This is a genomic window from Pseudoalteromonas luteoviolacea NCIMB 1944, assembly GCF_001625565.1.
Lineage (GTDB): Bacteria > Pseudomonadota > Gammaproteobacteria > Enterobacterales > Alteromonadaceae > Pseudoalteromonas > Pseudoalteromonas luteoviolacea_F.
Window position 1 is genome coordinate 75,859 of the sequence record NZ_AUXS01000042.1, and the last position, 23,727, is coordinate 99,585.

18 protein-coding genes are annotated in these 23,727 nt (G+C 42.7%); 6 read left to right on the forward strand and 12 right to left on the reverse strand.

The genetic code is table 11. The annotated features are described in order from the left end of the window. Nucleotides 1–42 precede the first annotated feature (42 nt). The 3 genes from N483_RS15725 to N483_RS15735 all read right to left on the reverse strand — a co-directional run bounded on the left by N483_RS15725 (nt 43) and on the right by N483_RS15735 (nt 6,937). Nucleotides 43–4,569 carry an alpha-2-macroglobulin family protein gene (locus N483_RS15725; protein ID WP_023399708.1) on the reverse strand — a complete coding sequence of 1,509 codons (4,527 nt, stop codon included), beginning with the start codon at nt 4,567–4,569 and terminating at the stop codon, nt 43–45. A 298-nt stretch (nt 4,570–4,867) separates the two neighbouring features. Further along, complete coding sequence (locus N483_RS15730; protein WP_023399709.1) at nt 4,868–5,740, reverse strand: AraC family transcriptional regulator; 873 nt, start codon at nt 5,738–5,740, stop codon at nt 4,868–4,870. A gap of 144 nt (nt 5,741–5,884) precedes the next feature. Beyond that, complete coding sequence (locus N483_RS15735) at nt 5,885–6,937, reverse strand: alpha/beta hydrolase (protein WP_023399710.1); 1,053 nt, start codon at nt 6,935–6,937, stop codon at nt 5,885–5,887. A 103-nt stretch (nt 6,938–7,040) separates the two neighbouring features. On the opposite strand from N483_RS15735, the gene N483_RS15740 reads away from it, so the two are divergent. Beyond that, nucleotides 7,041–7,916 carry a LysR family transcriptional regulator gene (locus tag N483_RS15740; protein ID WP_036976401.1) on the forward strand — a complete coding sequence of 292 codons (876 nt, stop codon included), beginning with the start codon at nt 7,041–7,043 and terminating at the stop codon, nt 7,914–7,916. 1 nt (nt 7,917) lies between these two features. On the opposite strand, the gene yacG is transcribed toward N483_RS15740, so the two are convergent. The 7 genes from yacG to nadC form a co-directional block, all read right to left on the reverse strand. Continuing rightward, nucleotides 7,918–8,157, reverse strand: a complete 240-nt coding sequence (yacG, locus tag N483_RS15745) for a DNA gyrase inhibitor YacG (protein ID WP_023399712.1) — start codon at nt 8,155–8,157, stop codon at nt 7,918–7,920. 79 nt (nt 8,158–8,236) lie between these two features. After that, on the reverse strand, nt 8,237–9,913 hold the full coding sequence (gene pilB, locus N483_RS15750) for a type IV-A pilus assembly ATPase PilB (RefSeq protein ID WP_023399713.1): 1,677 nt from the start codon (nt 9,911–9,913) through the stop codon (nt 8,237–8,239). 128 nt (nt 9,914–10,041) lie between these two features. After that, on the reverse strand, nt 10,042–10,647 hold the full coding sequence (gene coaE, locus N483_RS15755; RefSeq protein WP_023399714.1) for a dephospho-CoA kinase: 606 nt from the start codon (nt 10,645–10,647) through the stop codon (nt 10,042–10,044). A gap of 1 nt (nt 10,648) precedes the next feature. Then, the gene (locus tag N483_RS15760; protein ID WP_023399715.1) at nt 10,649–11,533 is read right to left on the reverse strand and encodes a prepilin peptidase; all 885 of its coding nucleotides are present in this window, start codon (nt 11,531–11,533) and stop codon (nt 10,649–10,651) included. Between the two features lie 34 nt (nt 11,534–11,567). Continuing rightward, nucleotides 11,568–12,803 (reverse strand): type II secretion system F family protein, encoded by a 1,236-nt coding sequence (locus N483_RS15765; RefSeq protein WP_023399716.1) that lies wholly within the window; start codon nt 12,801–12,803, stop codon nt 11,568–11,570. Nucleotides 12,804–12,869: 66 nt separating this feature from the next. After that, on the reverse strand, nt 12,870–13,319 hold the full coding sequence (locus N483_RS15770) for a pilin (RefSeq protein WP_023399717.1): 450 nt from the start codon (nt 13,317–13,319) through the stop codon (nt 12,870–12,872). 252 nt (nt 13,320–13,571) lie between these two features. Then, on the reverse strand, nt 13,572–14,411 hold the full coding sequence (nadC, locus tag N483_RS15775) for a carboxylating nicotinate-nucleotide diphosphorylase (RefSeq protein ID WP_023399718.1): 840 nt from the start codon (nt 14,409–14,411) through the stop codon (nt 13,572–13,574). Nucleotides 14,412–14,577: 166 nt separating this feature from the next. On the opposite strand from nadC, the gene ampD reads away from it, so the two are divergent. Together ampD and ampE are read left to right on the forward strand one after the other, a co-directional pair. After that, on the forward strand, nt 14,578–15,141 hold the full coding sequence (gene ampD, locus N483_RS15780; RefSeq protein ID WP_036976403.1) for a 1,6-anhydro-N-acetylmuramyl-L-alanine amidase AmpD: 564 nt from the start codon (nt 14,578–14,580) through the stop codon (nt 15,139–15,141). Between the two features lie 5 nt (nt 15,142–15,146). Further along, nucleotides 15,147–16,031: a beta-lactamase regulator AmpE gene (gene ampE / locus N483_RS15785; RefSeq protein WP_023399720.1), complete on the forward strand. Its 885-nt coding sequence runs from the start codon at nt 15,147–15,149 to the stop codon at nt 16,029–16,031. A gap of 19 nt (nt 16,032–16,050) precedes the next feature. Here the strand turns inward: ampE and N483_RS15790 are convergent, their stop codons facing one another. Beyond that, complete coding sequence (locus N483_RS15790; RefSeq protein ID WP_023399721.1) at nt 16,051–18,549, reverse strand: PilZ domain-containing protein; 2,499 nt, start codon at nt 18,547–18,549, stop codon at nt 16,051–16,053. Nucleotides 18,550–18,688: 139 nt separating this feature from the next. On the opposite strand from N483_RS15790, the gene radA reads away from it, so the two are divergent. Together radA and N483_RS15800 are read left to right on the forward strand one after the other, a co-directional pair. Then, a complete protein-coding gene (gene radA / locus N483_RS15795; RefSeq protein ID WP_023399722.1) occupies nt 18,689–20,059 on the forward strand; it encodes a DNA repair protein RadA in 1,371 nt (456 codons plus the stop codon). Nucleotides 20,060–20,068: 9 nt separating this feature from the next. Beyond that, nucleotides 20,069–20,992 (forward strand): hypothetical protein, encoded by a 924-nt coding sequence (locus tag N483_RS15800; RefSeq protein ID WP_023399723.1) that lies wholly within the window; start codon nt 20,069–20,071, stop codon nt 20,990–20,992. A 46-nt stretch (nt 20,993–21,038) separates the two neighbouring features. On the opposite strand, the gene N483_RS15805 is transcribed toward N483_RS15800, so the two are convergent. After that, on the reverse strand, nt 21,039–22,376 hold the full coding sequence (locus N483_RS15805; protein ID WP_023399724.1) for a peptidoglycan DD-metalloendopeptidase family protein: 1,338 nt from the start codon (nt 22,374–22,376) through the stop codon (nt 21,039–21,041). A 151-nt stretch (nt 22,377–22,527) separates the two neighbouring features. Here N483_RS15805 and tyrS point away from each other — a divergent pair, with 151 nt between their 5' ends. Next, nucleotides 22,528–23,727 carry a tyrosine--tRNA ligase gene (gene tyrS / locus N483_RS15810; RefSeq protein ID WP_036976467.1) on the forward strand — a complete coding sequence of 400 codons (1,200 nt, stop codon included), beginning with the start codon at nt 22,528–22,530 and terminating at the stop codon, nt 23,725–23,727.

The window sequence follows — 23,727 nt, forward strand, 5'->3', positions numbered from 1 at the left end:
TGCTAATTGGCAGGAATAAAAGCCCCGTCTGGGGCTTTTTCGTTACCGTTCGATTGTGATTGTAGAAGGAAACTGTGTATACAACACATGTTTTTGAGGTCGATACATAGACTCCATAAAGCTTGCTGGGTTTGCATAGACTCCCGGTACTTCTGCTCGTAATAAATAGGCAAATTGCTGCCTTGGGGCTGCATCATTAAAGCGAGTGTATGATCTTGGCTTAAGATCTGTCACAGCAACATATCTATCATTGCGATATTCTTGGTGCTCTACATCGCTTAAAACTACGCCCTCAGGAAGCAAGCTTTGAATGTCTAAGTCTTGCAAAAGAGCTGGGTTTTCGAGTACGAATCCCGCTGGGATTTGATCGACAATCATGGCGTCATGGATCCGCTCTTTGGTCTCGACATCTAGGATGACCAATATGCGTTCACCGACTTTGATAGGCGTTTTATAATCTAAAGGCTCTGCGTTTAAATTAAACCAGCGCCTCACAAAATGTTTCATTTTAACGGTGTTAAAGGGGTTAATTTTGTTTGCGATGGAGCTATCAAATTCGACATAACCAGTATGTAGCTGTTGAATATAAAGGGTTGAGTCAGTGTCGTTTTTCAAATGCAAGTCTGGTGTGAGCGGGTATTCCAATACGCCGTGGTGAGTAATAGATTGACCGTTGATAGTCACGCTTAAAGGAGCTTGATTTTGGCTACTCGCGGATACAGCGCTTCGTAATAAGGCGGCACGCTCTTGGGTACTCAACCAGGGGTTATTTGCCGCCAGATCGGGTAGCTGCTCGATGAGCCTATTGACAATTTTTTGCGCTTTAGAGTTTAGTCCTCGTAGTCTTTTTATGTCGTATAAGGTGTTAATAGTCAGCGCTTTGTCGCGGATATCACTGCCGTAATCGTAGATGTAGTCTTCGACTCTGGATTGATTGTCAAATTGGTTGAGGAGTTTTGAAGCTTGTGCAATGGCACCGGTATTAGCCAGAGCTGCAACAAACTGGATCAAACTCAATTGTGTCGGGAAAGTGGTGATATCTAATGCCTCTAAGTCGCTGTAGCTGAGCTTACCTAAACGGCTAGAAAAATATGCTGCATAGGTCGTGGCAGCAATAGCGGCATCGGGACTATATGAGAGAGCATCGACAAAGTCACCTCTGGCGTAGCGAAGCACACGGTACTGCGCTTCTTGCAACATCTCTGTAGGCACAAGTTCAGGGTGTTGTTGATGTACTTGGGTAAGAAAGTCCGTTACATAGACGGTGAGCCAAGGGGACTCTTTGCCGTAGCTGCCCCAAGTGGCAAATCCCCCGGTGGTTTTTTGCATGGTTTTTAGTCGGCCCACTGCCATGCTGAGATATTCTTTATTGGTCTCGAGTTGAGCATCTTGGCGCAAGGCGGTGTGTTGGAACTTGTCTAACTGTGGATGTTGTAGTGTAAATGGCCAAGCTTTGCTGGTAGTCTGCTCCGCACAGCCATAGGGGTATGCGTGCAGCCCAGACGCAAATTGGGCAATGTTTAGGATCGGCGAATGGCTGATCAGCAGTTTACCTTCTTTCCCGGTGAGCACTTTAAGCCCACTCCAATGTGTGCCATCAATTGTTATGGATTGCTCAGGAACGAGTTGGCTGTTTACGGTGTTGGTTGTCCAAGGTTCAATGTAGTTAATGGGTACTCGCCAACTGCGTTCAAGGTTGAGGTTTTCACCTGTTACTTTAAGCGTAAACGTCGTAATGCCAGCCGCGTTATTATCTAATGTCTTCACAGAAGTACTCGCACTCCAGTGTTTACCATCATTGAGTACAACGCTGTGTTCAGCCTGACCTGTCAGTTCAACGGTGTTATTGGCACTCAATTTGACCGTCAACGCCTGTTCTTGACCACTTAAATTGTGAATATCCAGTGTGACGGAAGAAGTATCTCCAGGGATCAAAAAGCGCGGTACACTGAGTTCAGCAACGAGGGGCATACGAATAATCTGGTCTTGTACCAGTTGACCTACTTGCTGCTCGTTAAAAGCGGTGATAATGATCTGTGCTTCACCATTGTAGTCAGGTAATGTGAGTTCTATCGATGCTTGCCCGGCTTGTAGCCTTACGGGTTGAGACATCAATTGAATGGTTTTACTCTCGACTAAGTCATCATTACGATTAGTATTATTCTCGACGCTGTCACTGCCAAAGCGTGACTGTGCAAATGGGTTTGGGCGCGGATCGTATTGACGTGAATACAGGTCAACAATATCCCCGCTGTAGCGTCGTTGAGCGAAAAAGTGATCAAATGGGCTTTTGGGTTTAAAGCGACTGAGGTTTACGATCCCTTTGTCTACCATAGATACAGTCACCCAAGTTTCTTGATCAGCCATCAGCCCAGTTGCTTTGATGGGAATTTGAATCGTTTGTAGTGGTTCAATTTGCTCTGGCAAAGTGGTTGATAATTGGATTTTTCTCTCGCTTCTATCCAGTGAAATTGGTATGACGCCTAAATAGCGTTTCGGTGCACCTTGTTGCTGTCCAAATACACTGGCTGTGATATATAAATCGTGGCGAGCGAGGTTTTTATCGATAGGGATATTGATATGTGATTGCCCTTTTTTTACTGGTATTTTTTTAGACCAAAGGACACGATCGGATTCAAGGGTGACTAACAGCTGACCATTTATGGGCGAGGTCAAAGTTGCTTGTGCCTGCTCTCCAGCTCTATAGGCTTGTTTATCTAGAGAAAGCTGTAAATGCTCGGGTTTAACGGCTGGCTGGCCATAGCCACGGTACCAGCCAGCATAAAATTCATAGCGTGTTTTTGTTCCACTACTTAAATCTGTGGCTTCCAGGCGATAGTTCCCCCAGCTTACGGGTAACTCAATACGCATTGTATCTGCTGTTAAATCAATCACACTTTGGTGATCTTTACGCCATCGATCTTGTTTTTGCTGTTGCCAGCCGATGCCGTCTTCATACATCCAATAGTATCGACCTTGATCATAATAGAGCTCAAGTTTTACACTGCCACTGGACAGTGTTTGCCCGTCAGCAGACAAAAGAGCCACTTCGAAAGCGGCATCGGAGTTGTACTCAATCGATTTGTTGAGAGGTTTTATACCGGGAATAGTCGTGTTCTTCCAACTAGTGAAAGAGACGGAGCGCTGCACGGCAGCGCCTCCTGATTCTTGTAGTGCAAAATAAACTTTTGTTTTAACAGGGCTTTTTATCTTGTTTGCACTTGGCGTCGCAACTTTTACTTGTGCGTCACCTTGCTCAGATAGTTGCTTGTCCTTCAGGTATTTTAAATTGTTGTACAAGTAAAAATCTTGGCCGACAATGAAGTCTTTATAGGGGCCTAAGAAGTGTCTAACTGGCTGATGGATGATATGTGTTGTAAATGTATTGCCTGCCGCTGGGCTACCAAATAAATATTTACCTGAGAGATCGACGCTATTTTCTTCACCCGAAAAGACAAATTTAGTTGCTGTTTTGGCCTTTAAGTCCATGCGCTCAGGCACAAACTCTTCGAGTTGAAAATTAAACTCTGCGATTGTTTGCTCCGCGCTGGGGTCTAGCTTTACACCCACTGTATAGCGTCCTGTAGGCCAGTCTTTGGCAGTTTTGAGTGATTTACTAAAATAACCGCTTGCAGATGAGTGCAATGTCTCTTTGACAACCTCTTCCTGACGCGGGTTTTTTATCGATAGGGTGAGTGTATTGGTATCTATAGTACGTCCATCAAAGTCACGCAGTAAAATATTGAGAGGTAGGGAGTCACCCGGCCTGACTAAATCTCTATTACTGTAGATAAACGCTTCAATGTCTTGATATAAACGACCTCCTAGCTGATATGCCGAGAGGTCAAGTGGCGTTTCTTTAATTGGAAGTAACGCTATTTGCGGAGGCTGACCAGCTTGCTCAAGCTCGGCAATAACGATGTCGCTTTGTTCTAGTGATACAAAAAAATCAATGCTACCTTGTGTGTTTGTATGTCCTTGACGCACTAGCTCATGCTTGCGATAGATACTGACTTTTGCATTGGCTACGCTAGCCCCATCTTGTAACTGACTGATAGTAAATGTTGCTGCATTTTTTTGTACTCTTGCTTGGATCCCTAACTCAGTCAGCAGCATGTGCTTGACTTGCAGCTCATCAAACTGCCCAGCCGCTTTTAGTGTGACAATGTACCAACCAGATGAAAGGTGAGCTGGGATAGGCAGCTTTGCAGAATGAACGGTATCTGAGACTTTGTTTGGCAGTGTATACCTGTCTGCAAAAACACTTTCGTAGCTATAACTTAACCTGTCAAGTGTACTCGGATAGATTGAGCCGTTTAAATAATGGCGTTGTAAAAAGTCATGAGGGCTTGTCAGTCGTAGGATCTCAATGTCCACTTCGGTAGTATTTTTATAGCTAATTGGAATAGCTTGGCCAGCCCCTTTGGGTACGAGTGGACCGGCACCGACAATGGCCACTTGAGGTGTTTGCAGTTTTGTATTGTTTGCTTTTGCAGCATTGTGCCAGCCAACGAAGAGCAACAATATCGACAAAAATACACAGTACGCTCGCACGCTCCATGTGTTCATGATTTTCCCCTAATAATACTGATTTTAAATAAGTTTAAGTCACTTATCATGAATGTAATGTGATTATCTTACTTCTTGCCTTTAAGCGCAAAGGCTTAATATCAATTTGACTAATTGGGGACGCGGACTGAATAGTCTTAGCAATGGCATGTGCCTTTTACCACTTTGTGACGCTAAATCTGAGTGCTTAAATTGAGCAGATTGTGGCGCAAAAATACTGGTGCCCGTACCTATAAATTTAAGAGGTTGTTTAGATTAGCCACTATATTTAGTGGCTAATTGAGTATGTGCGTACTAACTACTTAACTAAAAAATTGATGCGAGTTAACAGGTCTTTGGGCGCTGTATTTTTAAGGTCGTTGAGATACTCTTCAAAGGGAGGAAAGTCAGCAAGTTCGAATTGACTTTGTGGTAGCCATTGACCATACAGCCAGTTGTATGGCTTTTCAAGTTCTGCATAATCGCCTTTAAATAAAATGCTCACGGTGTCGCCTGCTGGGATAGTTAGCAGCTCAAAGTCGTGTTGCGGTGGTAGCTTGTTTTTATCAATGGTAATGCAGGCCATAGACTTGAGTTTATCTTGAGGCACAGATTCTGGGTCATCAAAGTAAATACCAAAAAAACGCGTGGTGTCATCAATCAGTGCTGATTTGCCAGCCATCAATGATAATTTTTCAAATGCTTGACCAATTTGCATATAGTCGCCGTGGTGGTTAATGCCAATTAATTCAATGTCGGAAATCGATTGCTGCTCTACTGGATACATGATGTGATACTCCTTGGTTGACTTAGGATAAAGTGCAGTGACAGAAGAGACTGGTTCAGCACGCAGTTGGCGATACTGATTCGGTGTTTCTCCATAATGTTTTGTGAAGGCTCGGTTAAATGCTTCAACGCTGCCATAGCAAACCTTTTTTGCTATTTGCTGTTGGCTTAAGTCACTGCGGATCAAATAAGTCGCCGCTTTCAACATACGCATTCTTCTGACTGTGACATTAATTGTCTCCCCGGCGTATTCTCGATAAATTCGATGAAAATGGTACGCTGACATACAAGCAATATCTGCCAAGGTGTTCACGTCTAATTCGGACTCTGCATGCTCGTATAGGTGATCAATCACCCGCAGCAGCCGGCCTTCATAGTAATTTTGTGTACTTAGCTTATGTTTCATCGTTTCACTACTCAATTGGGGTTAGTCTAGTAGTACGCCTAGTTGATTGTGACGACAAGGCTAAAGTAGCGCAAGGTGGATTGATAATGTTTGCGAATTTTGAATTGAAGAAAAGGGCCCGAATAGTGTGGCCCTTTTTTGAAACTACAGACGTTCATTAAAAAACGGCAGCATATGATGTTCTAAGCGTGCTAATGCTTGGTCACTGTGGCCACCTGGGAATACATCAAATGTAATAGGCACCTTATTCGCTTGCGCTTTTTGTTTAAGAGCAAGCACCCCCTCTGAAATCCAGATATAGTCATCTTTGTCGCCCACATCTATGCGTACTGAACTAAGTTGCGCGACCACAGATGGCGTCGAATACAGGTCAATAAGCTCACCAAATCCACTGTACCATAGAGGCTTCTGTGCTGGATCAATACTATAGTGCACGCCAAAAGGTTGTTCTGCACTGCCAGCAAAAGCACCGGCATAGGCCATAAGGTAAGCACTATAACTATTCGCTTGACCATTATTCCAAATTTCACGGCCTTGAAATGAAGCAAACTCTGATTTCATAACCGCTCGAGGATCTTCAGCTGTGGCCAATTTTTTCTTAAACGCTTGATAGCGTTTAATGGCGACTTCAGAGGTTAAGTATGATTTTGCCATGCCTTTCTCATCGAACATGCCTGGGCTTAGCGCATAAACGTGGCCAAATAGGTCTGGGTTTTTGGCTGCAAATCTTAAAGCGCCAGTTCCGCCCATCGAAAAGCCCGCAATACCGCGGTGGTTTGCTGAAACTTTAGTACGATATTTGTTGTCTACCCAAGGTAATACTTCTTTGATCACGTAGTCGCTAAAATTACCATGGACCGCTGAATTGACATAAAAGCTGCCTCTCAATGGCGTATTACCTTCTAACATCACAATGATCATTTCCATATTTCGACCATTTTTTTTATGGTTATCGAGCATGGCTTCGATGTGCTGGCTGTATTTTATTGGCCAGCTATAAGCGCCTAATAAATACAATACTGGGTACCTTTTGTTGCTCTGATGGTAGCCCTCAGGTAAGTAGATATGGATATCTCGTGTACTTTGAGTACCAATCAAACTGTTTTCGAGTGCTTTTGAATGAAAAGGCAGCTTGATGATTTGTGCATGCAGTTGACTACTTGCTAAAACAAGTAACAAAAATATTATAGTTTTCATGATGATGACTCCTGCTGATAAAGCTTGCAGTTAACTTACAATGTGCCTAAATTAATAACAAATATAAAAACAGATTGATTTATATGTAATGAATATAAATTGGATGGATATTAAAAAACTAAATTATGTAGTTACAGTTGCGCAGGAGTTGAGTTTTAGTCGAGCTGCACAAAAACTCCATATGTCGCAGCCGCCATTGAGTCAGCAAATCCGCCAAATCGAGCAGTATTTAGGTATGCCGCTATTTGAGCGTTCAACGCGCTCAGTCAGTTTAACGACTTTTGGTGCGCTATTTGTGAGCAAAGCTCAGCGGGTTCTAGCTGCGCACAACGATTTGGGGGAGTGTGTAAAAAGTTTTCAAAATGGCGTCCAGCAGCCTATCAAGTTGGGTTGTATTGGACTGGCGTTTGAAGCATTAATGGCAAAGAAGATGGCGATTTTATCTGAGTGTTCGCCAAAGCTTGACTTGGCTTTGGAGGAAGGGAGCAGTGCTGAATTGGTAGCTCGGTGCCAGTCCGGGCAATTGCACGGCGCAATTATTCGTCTCTTTGCTCCCGATTTACCCGCAGAAAATATTCATTATCTTTGCAGTGAACGATATGTTTTTGCCTGTCCGAAACAATGGCACTTGGAGTCCACGGTTTCATCAATAAAGGCATTGTGTGGTAAGCCGTTCATTCATTACCCAAAGGCATTGCAACCAAAATTGCATGAAGCAATAGAGGAGGTTTTTCATCAAGCGAAAGCTACAATGAATGTGGTACAAGAAGTTAAAACCAAATCGACCACACTATCTTTAGTTGCCGCAGGTCTGGGATTTGCGATCGTACCGCAATCAATGATGAACAAGTACCAATCTCAGGTGGATTTTATTGCTATTGAAGAGCACTTGCCTAGTGTGGATTATTATTTGTATTGCCAAGATTGGCAAGTGCACCATCAAATTAAGAACTTATATCAATTACTGAGCGAACCATAAGCTATTTGAAGAAGTCATCGTCATTTTTAGCTAGCATGGCTTCAATATCTTCAATGAGTGCCTGTGGATCTGGCTGAGCGAGATCTGTGCTCTGCACTGGGCTGGAGATTTTATTGTTTTCTTCTGACCACTCGCCTAGATCTATAAGCTGACAACGTTTAGAACAAAATGGACGGTGTGGGCTTTGTGCCGACCAGATCACCTCTTTTTGACAGGTTGGGCATTGGACAGCTGTTGGCATAGTAATTACTCATATTGTAGTGGAGCGGTATAGTTTACTGCTTTGAAGTAAACTATACCAGCGCCGCTCAGAAACTCGGTTAGTAGTTTGTGACGCGGTTGATTTCAGCCAAAGAAGTGACGCCGGATGCGGCCTTTTTGAGGCCGGATTTACGCAAATTATCAAATCCCAGCTGATCAGCTAATTCGGCAATTTCTAGAGAGTTAGCACCAGCCATGATCTTATGTGACATTTCTGGGGTTATTTTGACAACTTCATAAACACCCACTCGGCCTTTATAACCGTCTGTGCAGTGGTCACAGCCTTTTGGCGAGAATAAAGTGAGCTCTTTTATCTGTGTGTCGTTAAAACCTTGTCGACGCAGCTCTTCTTCAGGGAGTTGTTCCGGCTCTTTACATTTAGGGCATAGCCTTCTCGCTAATCGCTGAGCAATGATTAAGCTGACTGAGCTGGCAACATTGTATGCAGGCACGCCCATATTGAGTAGCCGAGTAAGTGTTTCAGGGGCTGAATTGGTATGCAGTGTACTCATTACCAAGTGGCCTGTTTGTGCAGCTTTTATTGAAATTTCTGCGGTTTCCAAATCACGGATCTCACCCACCATGACGACATCCGGATCTTGCCTTAAAAATGCTTTAAGCGCATTGGCAAAAGTCATATCGGCTTTGGTGTTGATCTGTACTTGGTTGATCCCTTCAAGGTTAATTTCTACTGGATCTTCTGCTGTACTGATGTTTCGCTCAGGCTTGTTTAAAATATTAAGGCCAGTATAAAGTGACACGGTTTTACCAGAGCCTGTTGGGCCCGTAACTAAGATCATCCCTTGAGGCTGCTCCAGTGCATTCAAATATAGATCTTTTTGCTCTGGTTCATAGCCCAATACATCGATGCCTAATTTGGCAGCAGATGAATCGAGTATACGCATTACTATTTTCTCTCCCCACATAGTTGGGAGGGTACTGACACGAAAATCGATGCTTTTGCGTTCAGAAATTTTAAGCTTTATACGACCATCTTGTGGTTTTCGTTTCTCGGCAATATCGAGGTGTGACATAACTTTGATACGTGCCGAGAGGCGGCTTGCCAACGAGTTTGGGGGGCTGGCCATTTCATGCAAAATGCCATCAATTCGAAAACGAACTCGGTACTTCTTTTCGTACGGTTCGAAGTGTAAATCTGAGGCGCCTTTTTTTATCGCGTCCATCAATATTTTATTGATGTATACGATGATAGGAGCATCATCTTTTTCTTCATCTTGCTGTTGAGTCTGAGGCTCATCTTCGACATCTAGGCTCGCGAACTCTTTAAATTCATCCTCACTGAGAGAGAGTCCTGAACTTGAGTCAAAGAGCTGGTCAATTTTTTGTTCAAGCAGTTTGTGATCGACGACTACGATTTCACATTGCAGTCCTGTGCTAAACTCGAAATTTTCGAATGCACCATAATCCGTGGGATCGGATGTTGCGATAAACAACTTACGATCTTTTTTCACCAACGGCAGCAGGTAATGCTGACGAATTAACTTTTCTTTGATCAGATCTTTGGGCACATTGGCAACATCAAAGCCATTGAGATCGAAATAAGGCACACGAAATAAGTCGAGACATTGTTCCGCTAACTCTTGGCCAGACATACCGCTACATAAGCAGATGAGCTCAGCAGTTGTGGTCGCATCGGCTTGCTTCGCCTTAATTTGATCTGGCGTAACCCTACCTAAGGTAATGAATTTTCTCAGTAATGGAGAGTGATGTTCCATAATGTCCTTTAATACTTCAACAGCTTACATTAATGTAGCAAATAAACAGTAAACCTGCTCAACCTTAGCTAAGCCAGTTTATATCTAATCATTCTAAAGAATCATATAAAATTCAACAAATAAAGCGTTTAAATAACCTTGCTCGCGTCTAAAAATTTTTTGTGCAAGTGGTTCAATTCTTCATGCACATCTTCTAAAGGCCGATTATTATCGACAATATAGTCTGCTTTTTGGCACTTATCTTCTCGGCTCATCTGTGCAGCGATAATATTTTTAACCTGCTCTTGAGGTACTTGATCTCGGTTGCATGTGCGAGCGATCTGTACATCTACTGGCACGTCGATCAATAAAGTTTTTTGGCAGTAACGCTCTAAACCATTTTCGAATAAAAGAGGGGCACAGAGAATACAGTAGGGGCTTTTGGCTTGCGCGAGCTGTGTTAAAATTTGCTCTCTTATTATTGGATGCAATAAGGCATTGAGCCAAGCTTTGTGTTCTTCATTATCAAAAATAATACTTCGTAGTTTCGCTCTATCAAGCGTGCCGTGCGATGATAAAATGTCGTCTCCAAAATGAGCAACAATGCTATTTAGCCCTTGTGTGCCGGGCATTACAACTTCTCGAGCAACAATATCGGCATCTACAATATCTATGTTGAGGCTTTGAAAGTAGTTTGTTGCTGCTGATTTTCCTGCGCCGATGCCACCAGTCAGACCCAATATCCAAGATGACATGTTACACTCCTAATAAATTCAAATACCAATTTTTCAGTGCATCACCATAAAACAAACATAGCCAACCCGCGATAGCTAGATATGGACCAAATGGAATTGGTGTCGCTTTGTCTTTACCTTGTATGCTTAGCTGAGCACTTCCGATCACCGCGCCAACGACACTCGACAATAATATTATGGTGATAAGCGCTTGCCAGCCTAGTAGCGCGCCAAAAATAGCTAACAGCTTGAAATCGCCATAGCCCATGCCTTCTTTCCCTGTCAGCAACTTAAACAGCCAGTAAACACTCCATAGGATCAAGTATCCGATGGCTGCACCCCATAAGGATTCAACGGTGGGGATGGTATACCCTGCTGCTGAGGATAAAAGGGCCAACCATAACATGGGTTGGGTAATTTGATCTGGAAGCAGCATTTTGTCTATATCGATAAAAATGAGCGCAATTAACCCCCAAGTGATTAAAATATAAAGCAAGGCGATTGAAGTTGCGCCAAAATGCCAGGCCACCCATAAAGAGCTTATTGCAGTGAGCATTTCTATACTGGGGTATCTGACAGAGATTTTGCTGTCACAATACGCACAACGGCCTTTGAGCATGAGCCAACTCAAGACTGGAATATTGTGGTGTGCTTTGATTTGTGTTTTGCAGCTAGGGCATGTGGACCGTGGTGTTATAAGGTTGAATGTACTTGTGTTGGTTGTGGCTGCGTCAGGGCTCTGTTGGCCGAGAATAATTTTACATTCTGATTTCCATTCGTTTTCCATCATTACAGGTAGACGGTAAATGACGACATTTAAAAAGCTGCCGATACAGGCGCTGATTAAGCCAACCGATAACATAAAAAACCAAGGTTGTTGCTGCATTAAATGCCAAACATCTTGCATAGGGTGCTCTTATTATTGTTGAGTTTATTGTCCGTTAAATTACGGAACCGAGTTGGAATATAGGCAGATACATAGCCACGATCAAGCCGCCAACCAAAACGCCTAATGTAGCCATTATTAAAGGTTCTAACAAGGTCGATAGGCCATCTACGGCATCGTCCACTTCTTGTTCATAGATACTCGCGACTTTGCCAAGCATACTATCTAAAGCGCCAGATTCCTCGCCAATAGCGACCATTTGAACGACCATATCTGGGAAAATTTTTGAGTTGCGCATGGCCCAGTTCATTTGGTTACCTGAGCTTACTTCGCCTTTGATATCCAATATCGCATTTTTGTATATCACATTTCCTGCGGCACCTGCTGCAGAGTCGAGAGCATCTACTAAGGGCACACCAGCAGCAAAGGTGGTGGAGAGAGTCCTAGCATATCTGGCAACAGCGGCTTTTCTTAAGATTTCCCCAACAACAGGGAGTCTTAGCACAAGCCTGTCGTTGGCATGTTTTACATCTTGGTTTCGTATCAATAATTCTTTATAAATGTAGCCACCACCGCCAAGAGAGAACAGTATTATCCACCAATACTCTTGCATAAACTCTGAAATTGAAATGACTAGCCGAGTAAAGGCTGGTAATTCGGCACCAAAGCCTGCAAAAATATCTTCAAATTGCGGTACGACGAAAATAAGAAGTATAGATGTGACAATAAGTGCCACAGAAATAACCGCGATAGGGTAAAACATGGCCTTTTTGATTTTTGACTTGAGCGCTTCTGCCTTTTCTTTATACAGCGCGACTCGATCAAAAATTCTATCTAGTGCGCCGGACTGCTCTCCAGATTCAATCAAGTCGCAATATAAATCGTCAAAGTAACGGGGGTGTGCACGCAGACTTTTTGCAAGCGGTTGACCTGCTTTTACTTCATCAGCAATAGAGCCAATAAGCTTAGTCACACTTTTATTTTTTGCGCCGGAGGCGATCATATCGAGTGATTGGACAAGCGACACACCAGCGGTGAGCATGGTTGCTATTTGTCTGGTGACAATTGAAATGTCTTTTGCAGAGATTTTTTGAACGCTTTTAAAGCCAAATAGAGGCTTTGGTTTGCGTTTTACCTTTGAAGGGGTAATACCTTGTTTACGCAGTTGGGCTTTAACTAACGCTACACTTGTGCCGGTCATTTCACCTTCGAGTTTTTTACCTCGTGCGCTAACACCAACCCACACAAATGTGTCGATTTTATTTGTACTTTCTTTTGAGGAGAGAGCCATAGAGTTTATTCACGTAAAAAGGAACTGAGGTCAACTCAGTTCCTTTTTTAAAAACGATTTAGGTGATTATACCGTACAAGTACTTGGTAACCAGTTTGCTTTACTCGCTACATCAACTGTTGCAGTACAAGTCCATGAATGGATTGAGAATGAAGCCTTGAAGTCGTCTTTGACTACAGCTGTATTAGCTGATTTGTTAGGTGTTAATACCATAACGATACCAGCTAGGTCACCAGTTCCTGTGATTGTCATAGCACCTGTGTCGCCAACACCTAAAGTTGTAACATATTGACTTGCTGTGAAGCCATTTGCACAGTTTGTAGGTGTAGCTGCAAGTTGTGCTTTCTCTTCTACACATGCTTTTGGCATACTTGAAGCGGCAAGCATTTCAGAAGCTTTGGCGCGGTTAACATAGTCAGTGTAAGCAGGAAGTGCTACTGCTGCCAAAATACCGATGATTGCAATCACAATCATTAATTCGATAAGGGTAAAACCACCCTGTCGTTGTTGCGTCATGATGTGTCTCCTAAGGGATGTTAGACCCGGTGGCAGTTAATACTTACACCAGGATTTTTAAATTATCGTAATGGCGCTGCCTGTTAATGTCTAAAATTACACTAATAGCCAACTGCAGTATGTAACACGATTAAACGTAAAGAATTAATCTAAATCATTAATTTAATTCTTTTTTATTAAATATGCTTTGTAAATAAATGTCAACGAAATAAATGAATATTTAGTTACATTTTTATTACACGAAAAACTACATTATTCAAATCGCATTGATAAGTCTATGCTGTGTACGTGTTTAGTTAACGCACCGCTCGAAATGTAGTCTACGCCCGCTTGTGCATACTGTGCCAGAATGTCTAATGTCATATTACCCGAGACTTCGAGCTTAGCTCTACCTGAGGTTAGTCTAACGGCGTTTTGAATGTCTTCAACGGTAAAATTGTCCAGCATGATGATGTCACTGCCTGCAAGTAGCGCTTGTTCTAGCTCATCTAAACTCTCAACTTCCACTTCGACAGGCTTGTCTGGGTGAGTGCTTTTGGCTTGTTGAACTGCTTTGTCGATCCCGCCACACGCTGCAATATGGTTTTCCTTAATCAGGAATGCGTCAAATAAGCCAATACGGTGGTTTTTACCGCCACCACAAGTCACCGCATACTTTTGTAGCGCCCTCAAGCCAGGAATGGTTTTTCGAGTGTCTAGTAATTGTGTGTTACTGCCATCCAGTGCTTGCACATAGTGTGCGGTTGTTGTTGCAGTACCGGAAAGTGTTTGAACAAAGTTCAGAGCAGTTCTTTCAGCGGTAAGGATCGCTCGTGCCGAGCCCTTAGCTGTAAAAATACGAGCGTTGGCGCTTAGCTTGTCTCCATCGTTGGCTAAGACCGTCACTTCAACATTGGGGTCTACCTGTCTAAAGACTTCTAGGATTAAATCTTTGCCACAAAACACACAGTCTTCACGGGTGATAACATAAGCGTTCGCCTGTTGTTGCTCTGGGATCAGGGCTGCGGTGATATCACCTTGTGCAGCGGATTGATGGTTAAGGTCTTCATCGAGTGCAAGTTTTACAAGTTGCGAAATAAGTTCAGGTTGCATAGGTGAATCATCATTGTTTCTTATACTGTAAATTCTACTGTGATTAGTGCAATGAAACAATTTTCTTTCATAAAAGGATGTATGCTTTCGTAAAATAAATTTGCAATAGTGCTGAGAAGTAATTCTTGCTAAGGTAGTGAGGTTACAATTGAAAGCTAATTTTTTTATGGAAAATCAAGATCAATGGCTGAAGTTTGCCAAACATAGACCTTCGCCTCATCATGATGAACGACCCAAAGATTGCGATATCGATTTGCTCGTCATTCACAATATCTCTTTGCCTGCAGGCCAATTTGGCACGAGCTATGTCGATGATTTGTTTATGGGGACTATCGATTGTCATGCGCATGAAAGCTTTGCATCTTTGCAAGGAGTAAGAGTCTCTGCTCACTGTTTTATTCGCCGAGACGGTGAAGTGATCCAATATGTGCCTTTTTCAAAGCGAGCATGGCATGCGGGTGTATCGAGCCATCAAGGACGCGAAAAATGTAACGATTTCAGTATCGGCATTGAATTAGAGGGAACGGATAATGACGCATATACAACTGCGCAATATGAAGCTCTCGTGGCTGTAAGCCGCGCTATCATGGTGCGCTTTCCGAAAATTACCACTGAGCAGATTGTTGGCCATTGTGATATTGCGCCGGTACGCAAGACAGATCCAGGAGAGGCATTTGATTGGTCGTACTATTTGGATCTATTACAACGTGAATTAGAAATATTTGAGTAAAAATCATGATATTAATTTCGATATTATTGGCACTGATCATTGAGCGTTTAGGCGCAAGGTCAACACACTGGCAAATCGACTACTATTTGTCTCGTTATCAGCAGTGGAGCTATCAACAAAGTGCGGCAAGTTGGCTATATAAGTCCAGTTTAGGTGTCATGTTATGGCTGACCATTCCGGCCTTGCTGGTTGCATTTTTATATAGCTTGTTTGAATTTGTGTTGTGGCAACTCGTACTTAACGTATGTATTTTGCTGATTTGTTTTGGCTGTGCGAAATACCGCAAATCCTACAAGGGATACCTCAATGCCCTAGCAAGAGATGATAACGAAGCTGCCACTTTGTACGCTTTGCAAATGGGCCAAACGAAAACAGAACATGAACCCGGAGGGGAGACCTTTGGCCAAACATTGGCGTGGATAAATTTCACCCATTATTGTGCGGTGATGTTTTGGTTTGTATTGCTAGGTGCGCCAGGGGCTGTGTTATACGCCACAACACGAACAGTTGTTGAGATACTAAAAGATAAAGTGAATGGTGAGCCGTCAATAAGCGAACAAAAATGTATTGAAGTTATGTCTGCGCATACTCAGCGTTTTAGCACACTGTTTCATTTCCTCAATTGGCTTCCAGCAAGGCTCGCGGGCTTCGGTTATTTGATTATCGGCAACTTTTCAAAAGGCACTGGCAGCTGGCTTAAATACTTATTGGACTTTCAAGCTTGTAATCGCAAAGTGGTCGCAGAAACAGCACTTGCAGCCGAGCAGATAGAGCAACAATATTTTGGTTGCACATATGAGGCTGCATGTATGATGCGCTTGGTTAAGCGTAATGTTTTATTTTACTTGTTTTTAGTCGCTGCATTGACATTATTCGCAGGGCTCAACTAAACGGCCCGTCGGTGGCTGACTAAAAGTGCTTAGTTAGCCACTCGCGTTTTCGATTTTGCATACGCTCAATCAAATGATTCTCCAGTCCCAATACTGGCATCATTACATCTGTTACATCGACGACATCACAAACACCGTTAACCGACCAAAGCGCTTCTTCTAGGCCTTTAGCCTTGTGTAGAGCGTAGTGGCTCACATAACGCAATTCATTGGCAAGATGATCCATATCAGGGCGGCCTGTTTTGGACACATATAAATGGCAGATAAACAAAATGCCATTCTTTAGGGCTTTTTTGGCAAATAAAAACAGCGGCTCAATAGGCTCACCAAAAGGAATGCATTGGGACTTAACGCCATGGTTTGATTCATCTGATTGTTTTTCATCGTAGTGTACAAACAGTGTAAACCGCAGCGGTTTGTCTTGTCTGGATTTTTCTTTCAATTGCTCGGTTAAAGAATCGCCAATGAATTTGTTGGGAAATAACTTATTTGGGAAAAGGAGCTCTTGTCCATTGTGGTTGATGAGGTGTGGCAATAATATATTGTGTAATGGTGAAGGGTAGAGTCCATGACCTACGGCGCCAATTTCCATATGAGATGCCTTTTTATGGAGGTAAAGCGGTAGCTGACAGATGCTTTTGGTAACCATATTTCTGAGCGCAGTGGCGAGGCCCGGTATCTTAGGTGCTTCTTCACTGGGTTGGAGCTTGTCTTTGTTATTGTCGATCAGCGCAGTGAAAAATTCGATGGCTGTATGAGATGCATTGGTGACTTGTTTGACCTTAAGATTGATGATGGTTTTTGATTTGCTAACAGCCATGACTTCATATCTCAAACCTGACAGTACATGCTGTTTGGTGATCTTTTGCAGGTCGGGCAAATCGACAGTCACGAGGTCCCCTTTGGCTACATCCACAGCGTGTTCAACTTCAATTTGCAAGCCCATAATCGAAAAATCACGGGTATTACCATTGAACACCTGACTTTCAGAAATATTTAACGCGACCCCGGTGCGATATAAAAAGCGTTTGTGAGACCTTAAATTCACATACTCCAACGCGACCTTTTCCAATGGCGGCGGATTCTTAGACTTACCATGGCCAAATTCTTTTAAGCGGTTGATGCTCTCTTGTGGATAAGTTAACTTGCTGCAATGTGATTTATGTTCAGGTGTGGTTATCTCAGTGAGCAGCATGAGATGGTGTACCGGTTCAATTAATCCTTGTGCACGAGGGGGAGGCCGCCTGTTAAGCTTTTCAACATTCTTCCCCGCGCTTTTAGGTAATGATAGCGGAATGTAGGCGTCTTCATGGTGGCTTGGCATCAACTGTACTTTAAATACTCGCCAACTTTCTTTTTCACTACCAAACCCTAAAAATAGGCTTTTTAATTCAGGGTTTTCTTCGAGTTCGTAATCAAAGGCAGAGTAAAAGTAGATCTTGCCACCATTTGAGTGAGTAAATGTGTAGCAGTAGGCCTCTTTTACTGGTGCTGACTGCAATAATAGTTTTTGTAGCCGTTTGTTGTTGAAGATACTGTATAAACAGGAGGTTTTGCGCTCATCTTCAAAGTAGTAATTGATAAAAGCGTTGTTCTCATTGGTGAGCGCCATGCTCGGTAGTAACATGTTGTTGATGCGACTAAAAAACACAAATAAAGAGCTGACACGAGGCAAATAATATTGTTCATACCCTTTGCAGACAACGGCATCCATAGTGTTGTCTAAATTTATCTTATAGCGTCGTTTATTGCCATGAATAAAGCTTTCCAAAAACTCGTCAAACCCCGAGTTGTTCTCTACGAAGGTTCTTTTTAAACGAACATAGTTATAATCTGAATTAGACTCTTCAACAGCGACAACCTCGTATTGGATACCCTCTTTTAAGCCGAGTTCGAAATCTTGCTCTAATCCGACTAAGCGCAATGTAATGACGTTTTTTGGGTGAACATGGTAGCTTTTCCCCAACTTTATTTTTGCGCCACTTAAAGAGATGTCAGAAGTACTTGCGGGTATCGTAGTACCGCTTTTTAGCTCAACTGTGATCTTGATAGAGTAATTCATACGCTCTTCGATACGGCTCTCATAGGAAGCAAAGCGGATTAATTGGGCTTCATGCTCAAATACGACTTCTGGCTCAGTGTCATCTTGGACCTGAGCTTGTTTTTGCATTACCTTATAATTATTGTCGGTATGCATGACCGCTTCATATACAGCCATTGTATAGCCACCGTGCTGCGCAACTTCACGCTCAAATACACTGATAGCAAGGTCGTCCATAAAGTGCTGCTTACCGTCATGCTCGTATGGTTTTACATCACCAGATACCTGTCCTCGCAAATCAATAAAGCGCGCAACAGGTTGCGATAGGCGTGTCATTTCCATTTTTAACAAAAATTGGTCTGGTTTGCTCAGTTGTGCTGTTTTTTGCTTGAAGATAAAATCAAAATTTGGATCGCCTAAATCTCCTTTTAGGTCATTAATAAGGTCTTGATGTAGTTCTAGTTTATCTTCACTCATAGCCGTTCGCAGTTTGTCCGCAGACAATGTCTCTTTGTTATTATTTCAGCCTTCGCCAATTTTATGTCAGTATAGCTTCATTCTTAACTTGTAGCTTAACTGGGTTTTCCTTTTAAGCAATAACTATGCCTTGATATATATGGGAAAAAAGAAAACCGCATTTGTATGTAGTGATTGTGGAGCGGAATTTGCTCGTTGGCAAGGGCAATGTTCTGAATGTAAAGCTTGGAACACTGTAACAGAGTTTCGTGTACCTTCTGTGAAAACGGCTCCACGTAGTGCTGGTACCACCGGGTATGCCGGTGTGGTAGAAGCAAAAATCCAAACCTTAGATGAAGTAAATCTTGAATCGTTACCTCGATTTTCTACAGGCTTTAAGGAGTTTGATAGAGTTTTGGGAGGTGGTGTGGTCCCGGGGAGTGCCATATTAATTGGTGGTGAACCTGGGGCTGGTAAAAGTACCTTACTTTTGCAAACTATGTGTTTACTTGCGCAATCTATGCCGACGTTATATGTAACTGGTGAAGAGTCATTGCAGCAAGTCGCTATGCGCGCAAAACGTCTTGGGTTGCCAACAGATAAGCTTAAAACTTTAGCTGAAACCAATGTTGAAACCATTTGCCAACTAGCACTGAGAGAAAAGCCTGCCATTATGGTCATCGACTCGATTCAAGTTATGCATATGACAGATGTTCAATCTGCGCCTGGAAGTGTCTCTCAAGTACGTGAAAGTGCAGCCTATTTAACGCGCTTTGCGAAACAAAACCAAGTTGCCATTGTAATGGTTGGCCATGTAACAAAAGACGGGACGCTGGCAGGGCCTAAAGTTTTAGAGCACTGCATAGACTGCTCGATCCTATTGGAAGGCAGCAGTGACAGCCGATTTAGAACACTGCGAGGAAATAAAAACCGCTTTGGTGCAGTCAATGAACTGGGGGTTTTTGCGATGACGGGACAAGGCTTAAAAGAAGTCAACAACCCTTCCGCTATTTTCCTTAACCGGGGTGAAGAACAAACCCCTGGCTCATTGGTTATGGTAATTTGGGAAGGTACTCGTCCACTTTTAGTGGAAGTTCAAGCTTTGGTCGATTATTCGCAATTAGCAAACCCGAGACGTGTTACGGTGGGTTTGGAGCAAAATAGATTGGCGATGCTGTTAGCGGTGTTACATCGTCACGGTGGCTTGCAAGTCGCGGATCAAGACGTATTTGTCAATGTTGTCGGTGGCGTAAAGGTCAATGAAACCAGTGCGGATTTAGCTCTGATCACAGCCTTGGTATCCAGCTTTAAAAATTATGCATTAGATAAACAGTTAGTTGTATTTGGTGAAGTAGGATTGGGCGGTGAGATCCGCCCGGTGCCAAGTGGTCAAGAAAGATTACGAGAAGCGGCGAAACATGGTTTTAAACGTGCTATTGTACCTGTCGCAAATAAACCAAAAGAAGATATCGAAGGGATGGAAGTGATAGGGGTTTCCAGCTTAAACGATGCATTAGAAGCGCTATTTTAAGGAGTTATTATGAATAAAGCAGCTCTTACAGGTGTCGCACTTGCTGTTGCAGGTGGCGTTGCAGGTGTTAACTGGTATGCAAATAAAACCGCAAGTGAAGTTGTTGCTGAGCAGGTACTGCAATTCTCAGAGCAGACCGGATTTGATGTCAACTATCAAAGTGTAGATTATAGTTTGCTAAGTAATACGGTTGTACTCGAAAACATTTCATTTAAAGCACAAGAAAGTGAGCACGCATTGGTAGATATTGCGCGCTTCTCCCTAAAAGGGTATGAAAACGGTAAAGTTAGCCCTCTCACTGAGTTGGAGATAGAAGGGTTATCTTTGACTGACGAACTTAAGGCCCTTTCTTTAGAAGCGCTTCCTACTACATTGGCAAATGCGAAATATAATTTAAACTCGACAATGAGCTACGATGAAGCCAGTGGAGACAGTCAGTTTAAATTTGCTGTTTCGGCCGAAAAAGTGGTTAACTTTGGTATGGATATCGCTTTAGCAAATAGCCAAGATTTGATGGATTTACAGCAGGATATCCAGAAAATGCACGACCAAGGTGAGGTGTCTCTGGAAGCTGAGTTACAGATGCAGAGTAAAATGCTCAGTGCATTACAATCTCTTCAACCCGTTGATATGGCTTTTACCTTGAAAAATGAAGGAGAGTTAAAAGCCTTAGTTGATGAAGTATTGCAGCAAAGCGGCTTAGATCACGAACAGTTAAAAGCGTTATTGGCAGTACAAATGGAAAATGTACCTGCAAGTGACAATGCTAAGCAGGCAATTCAGTCTTTTGTATCTGGGCTCTCTTTACTTGAAGTAAGCATGCAGTTTCCAGAAAAGACGAGCTTTATGCAGTTAGGTATGCAACTTCAACCGCTAGCTGGTGATCCTCAAGCGCTCGAAGAGTTTTTAAAGCTCAGGATTGTTGGTCGATAGATAGAAAAAAGGCGAGGAATTCCTCGCCTTTTTTATTCAAACTTCGTTATTTGTCATTCAAAGCTAACATCAATTCACGTTTGCGCTCTAATCTCACTAACATTTTGTCTGCAAGAGGTCTGAACTTAGCAAGCTCCTGCTTTGGTAGTGGTAGCGATTTTGGCAGTTTGACTGTTTTTGGGTTACGGTGATTACCGTTGACCAAGAATTCGTAATGCAGGTGTGGTCCTGTTACGCGTCCTGTTGCTCCAACAGTACCAATCTTTTGTCCCTGTTTGACCTTTTGACCAGCTTTTACATGTAACTTGTGTAGGTGCAGGTACTTTGTTGTGTACTGGCTACCGTGTTCAATAAAAATGTAATTACCGTTGAGTCGATGGTAACCAGCTTTGGTTACTCTACCATTACCTGCCGCAACGACTGGTGTACCAACCTTTGCAGCATAATCAATTCCTCGGTGCGGGCGCACTTGTTTGGTTACTGGGTGCAATCTTCTCGGGTTAAAGTTCGAGCTGATATACTTAAAATTCACCGGTGCACGTAAAAATGCTTTTTTCATACTGCGTCCTTCGGGAGTATAAAACTCACCGTTGGTATGCCTAATTGCAGTATATCGATCACCTTGGTTTATAAACTCAGCGGCAATAATTTTTCCATTGCCAATTTCTTCGCCATCTACATAGTGAGATTCATACACAAGAGTAAAGGTATCACCTTTACGTATGTCGTTTGCAAAATCTACATCCCAGCCAAAAATGTTGGCAAAGTTCATAATTTGTCTTTGCGTCAGACCCGCTGAAATGCCAGCCGTCCAAAAACTCGAACGAATTTTTCCACCGGCGGTTTTTTCTCGGGTTTCAATTTCTTTGCTCGCTATTTTGGTTTCGTAGCTGCCATCGTCTATGCGCGTTACGTACAAAGTATCTGTTTTGGATAGCACATATTTCAGTTGCGCGAGGTTACCCTGTTTATCGCTGGCAAAGCTCAGTGTTTCACCTGGGTGTATTTTTGTTAATTTACGTGTTTCTTCATTGGTGTTAACTAAGTTATGAAGTGTTTGGGCAGAATATCCGGCGCGCTTAAACAAAACAGCTAAACTATCCCCTGAGCGAACTTTGTGATCAACGTAATCATAAGTGTATGTATTTTCTTGCTCTTTAGTGGGTTCAGCTTCAGCACTTAATATAGTGAGCTGTTCAGGCTGCTGTTCTTCAACTTTGATAGGAAGCTCATAACGCTTGCCAACTTCCAATGCATCGTCTTTATGATCTTTGGATGCAGTGGCCTTTTCTGAAGGCAGCAAGGCAATCCCAGTCATTGCAGCTAACAAACCGACAATAAGCATTTTGTGTTTTTTGGGAAGCTTATTTACTGCAGGTACCATAACGTGCCTTTTTCGCTGTCAAGAAATTTTATGAATAATAGTGCAGCATATACGTAATAAAGCGTTAATACCAGTATTTTGTGCATTTAAACTCCGTGAAATATAGGCTAGAATCGGGCGATAAACTGAATTTAGAGTTGGAGTGATAATGGTGGACATTGAAACTGCATTTGCTGAGATAAAGCGCGGTGCAGAAGACATATTGGTTGAAGATGAGCTAAAAGAGAAATTAAAGTCAGGTAAAAAGCTGCGTATTAAGGCTGGATTTGATCCAACAGCGCCTGATCTACATTTAGGTCACACAGTACTAATTAATAAATTAAAAACTTTCCAAGATTTAGGTCACGAGGTCATTTTCTTAATTGGTGATTTCACCGGTATGATTGGAGACCCAACTGGCAAAAATGTCACGCGTAAGCCGCTTACCCGTGAAGACGTACTTGCAAACGCTGAAACCTATAAAGAGCAAGTATTTAAAATTCTTGATCCGGAAAAAACCACTGTTGCATTTAACTCGCAATGGATGGAGAAATTAAGCAGTGCAGAGATGATTAAGCTTGCATCGCGACAAACTGTAGCTCGTATGCTAGAGCGTGATGATTTTAAAAAGCGTTATGCTGGCGGTCAGGCAATTGCCATTCATGAATTTTTATATCCGCTAGTTCAGGGCTGGGACTCAGTTGCACTAGAAGCCGATGTTGAGCTAGGCGGTACGGATCAACGCTTTAACCTATTGATGGGTAGAGAGTTACAGAAAGAAGAAGGTCAAAAGCCACAAACAGTCTTAATGATGCCGTTGCTTGAGGGCACCGATGGTGTTCAAAAGATGTCTAAGTCATTAGGTAACTATATCGGTATTACAGATGCCCCAACTGAAATGTTTGGTAAAGTCATGTCTATTTCCGATGACCTTATGTGGCGTTACTACGAGCTATTAAGTGCTAAATCATTGACTGATATTGCAGCGTTAAAAGAAGAAGTTGCAGGTGGTCGTAACCCTCGCGATATCAAAATTGATTTTGCGAAAGAAATGATCGCACGTTTCCATAGTGAAGATGATGCGCAGGCAGCCCATCAAGATTTTATCAAGCGCTTCCAAAAGAATGCACTCCCTGATGAGATCCCTGAAGTAACAGTGAGCATTGAAGGCGATACAACATTTATTGCCAACTTACTAAAAGAAGCTGGCCTTGTGGCAAGTACTTCAGAAGCAATGCGCATGATTAAACAAGGTGCGGTGAAGCTCAATGGTGAAGAGAAAATCACTGATACTAAGCTAGAAATAGCAAAAGGCAGTACTGAAATTTACCAAGTAGGTAAGCGTAAGTTTGCGAAAGTGACAGTAGACTAA

Coding starts and splice junctions, on each gene's coding strand:
- ampE (WP_023399720.1), top strand. CDS start 15,147: ATGATATTAATTTCGATATTATTGGCACTGATCATTGAGCGTTTAGGC.
- coaE (WP_023399714.1), bottom strand. CDS start 10,647: ATGTCATCTTGGATATTGGGTCTGACTGGTGGCATCGGCGCAGGAAAA.
- N483_RS15765 (WP_023399716.1), bottom strand. CDS start 12,803: ATGGCTCTCTCCTCAAAAGAAAGTACAAATAAAATCGACACATTTGTG.
- N483_RS15805 (WP_023399724.1), bottom strand. CDS start 22,376: ATGGTACCTGCAGTAAATAAGCTTCCCAAAAAACACAAAATGCTTATT.
- radA (WP_023399722.1), top strand. CDS start 18,689: ATGGGAAAAAAGAAAACCGCATTTGTATGTAGTGATTGTGGAGCGGAA.
- N483_RS15760 (WP_023399715.1), bottom strand. CDS start 11,533: ATGCAAGATGTTTGGCATTTAATGCAGCAACAACCTTGGTTTTTTATG.
- N483_RS15740 (WP_036976401.1), top strand. CDS start 7,041: ATGGATATTAAAAAACTAAATTATGTAGTTACAGTTGCGCAGGAGTTG.
- N483_RS15770 (WP_023399717.1), bottom strand. CDS start 13,319: ATGACGCAACAACGACAGGGTGGTTTTACCCTTATCGAATTAATGATT.
- N483_RS15730 (WP_023399709.1), bottom strand. CDS start 5,740: ATGAAACATAAGCTAAGTACACAAAATTACTATGAAGGCCGGCTGCTG.
- pilB (WP_023399713.1), bottom strand. CDS start 9,913: ATGGAACATCACTCTCCATTACTGAGAAAATTCATTACCTTAGGTAGG.
- yacG (WP_023399712.1), bottom strand. CDS start 8,157: ATGCCAACAGCTGTCCAATGCCCAACCTGTCAAAAAGAGGTGATCTGG.
- ampD (WP_036976403.1), top strand. CDS start 14,578: ATGGAAAATCAAGATCAATGGCTGAAGTTTGCCAAACATAGACCTTCG.
- N483_RS15725 (WP_023399708.1), bottom strand. CDS start 4,569: ATGAACACATGGAGCGTGCGAGCGTACTGTGTATTTTTGTCGATATTG.
- N483_RS15735 (WP_023399710.1), bottom strand. CDS start 6,937: ATGAAAACTATAATATTTTTGTTACTTGTTTTAGCAAGTAGTCAACTG.
- nadC (WP_023399718.1), bottom strand. CDS start 14,411: ATGCAACCTGAACTTATTTCGCAACTTGTAAAACTTGCACTCGATGAA.
- N483_RS15790 (WP_023399721.1), bottom strand. CDS start 18,549: ATGAGTGAAGATAAACTAGAACTACATCAAGACCTTATTAATGACCTA.
- N483_RS15800 (WP_023399723.1), top strand. CDS start 20,069: ATGAATAAAGCAGCTCTTACAGGTGTCGCACTTGCTGTTGCAGGTGGC.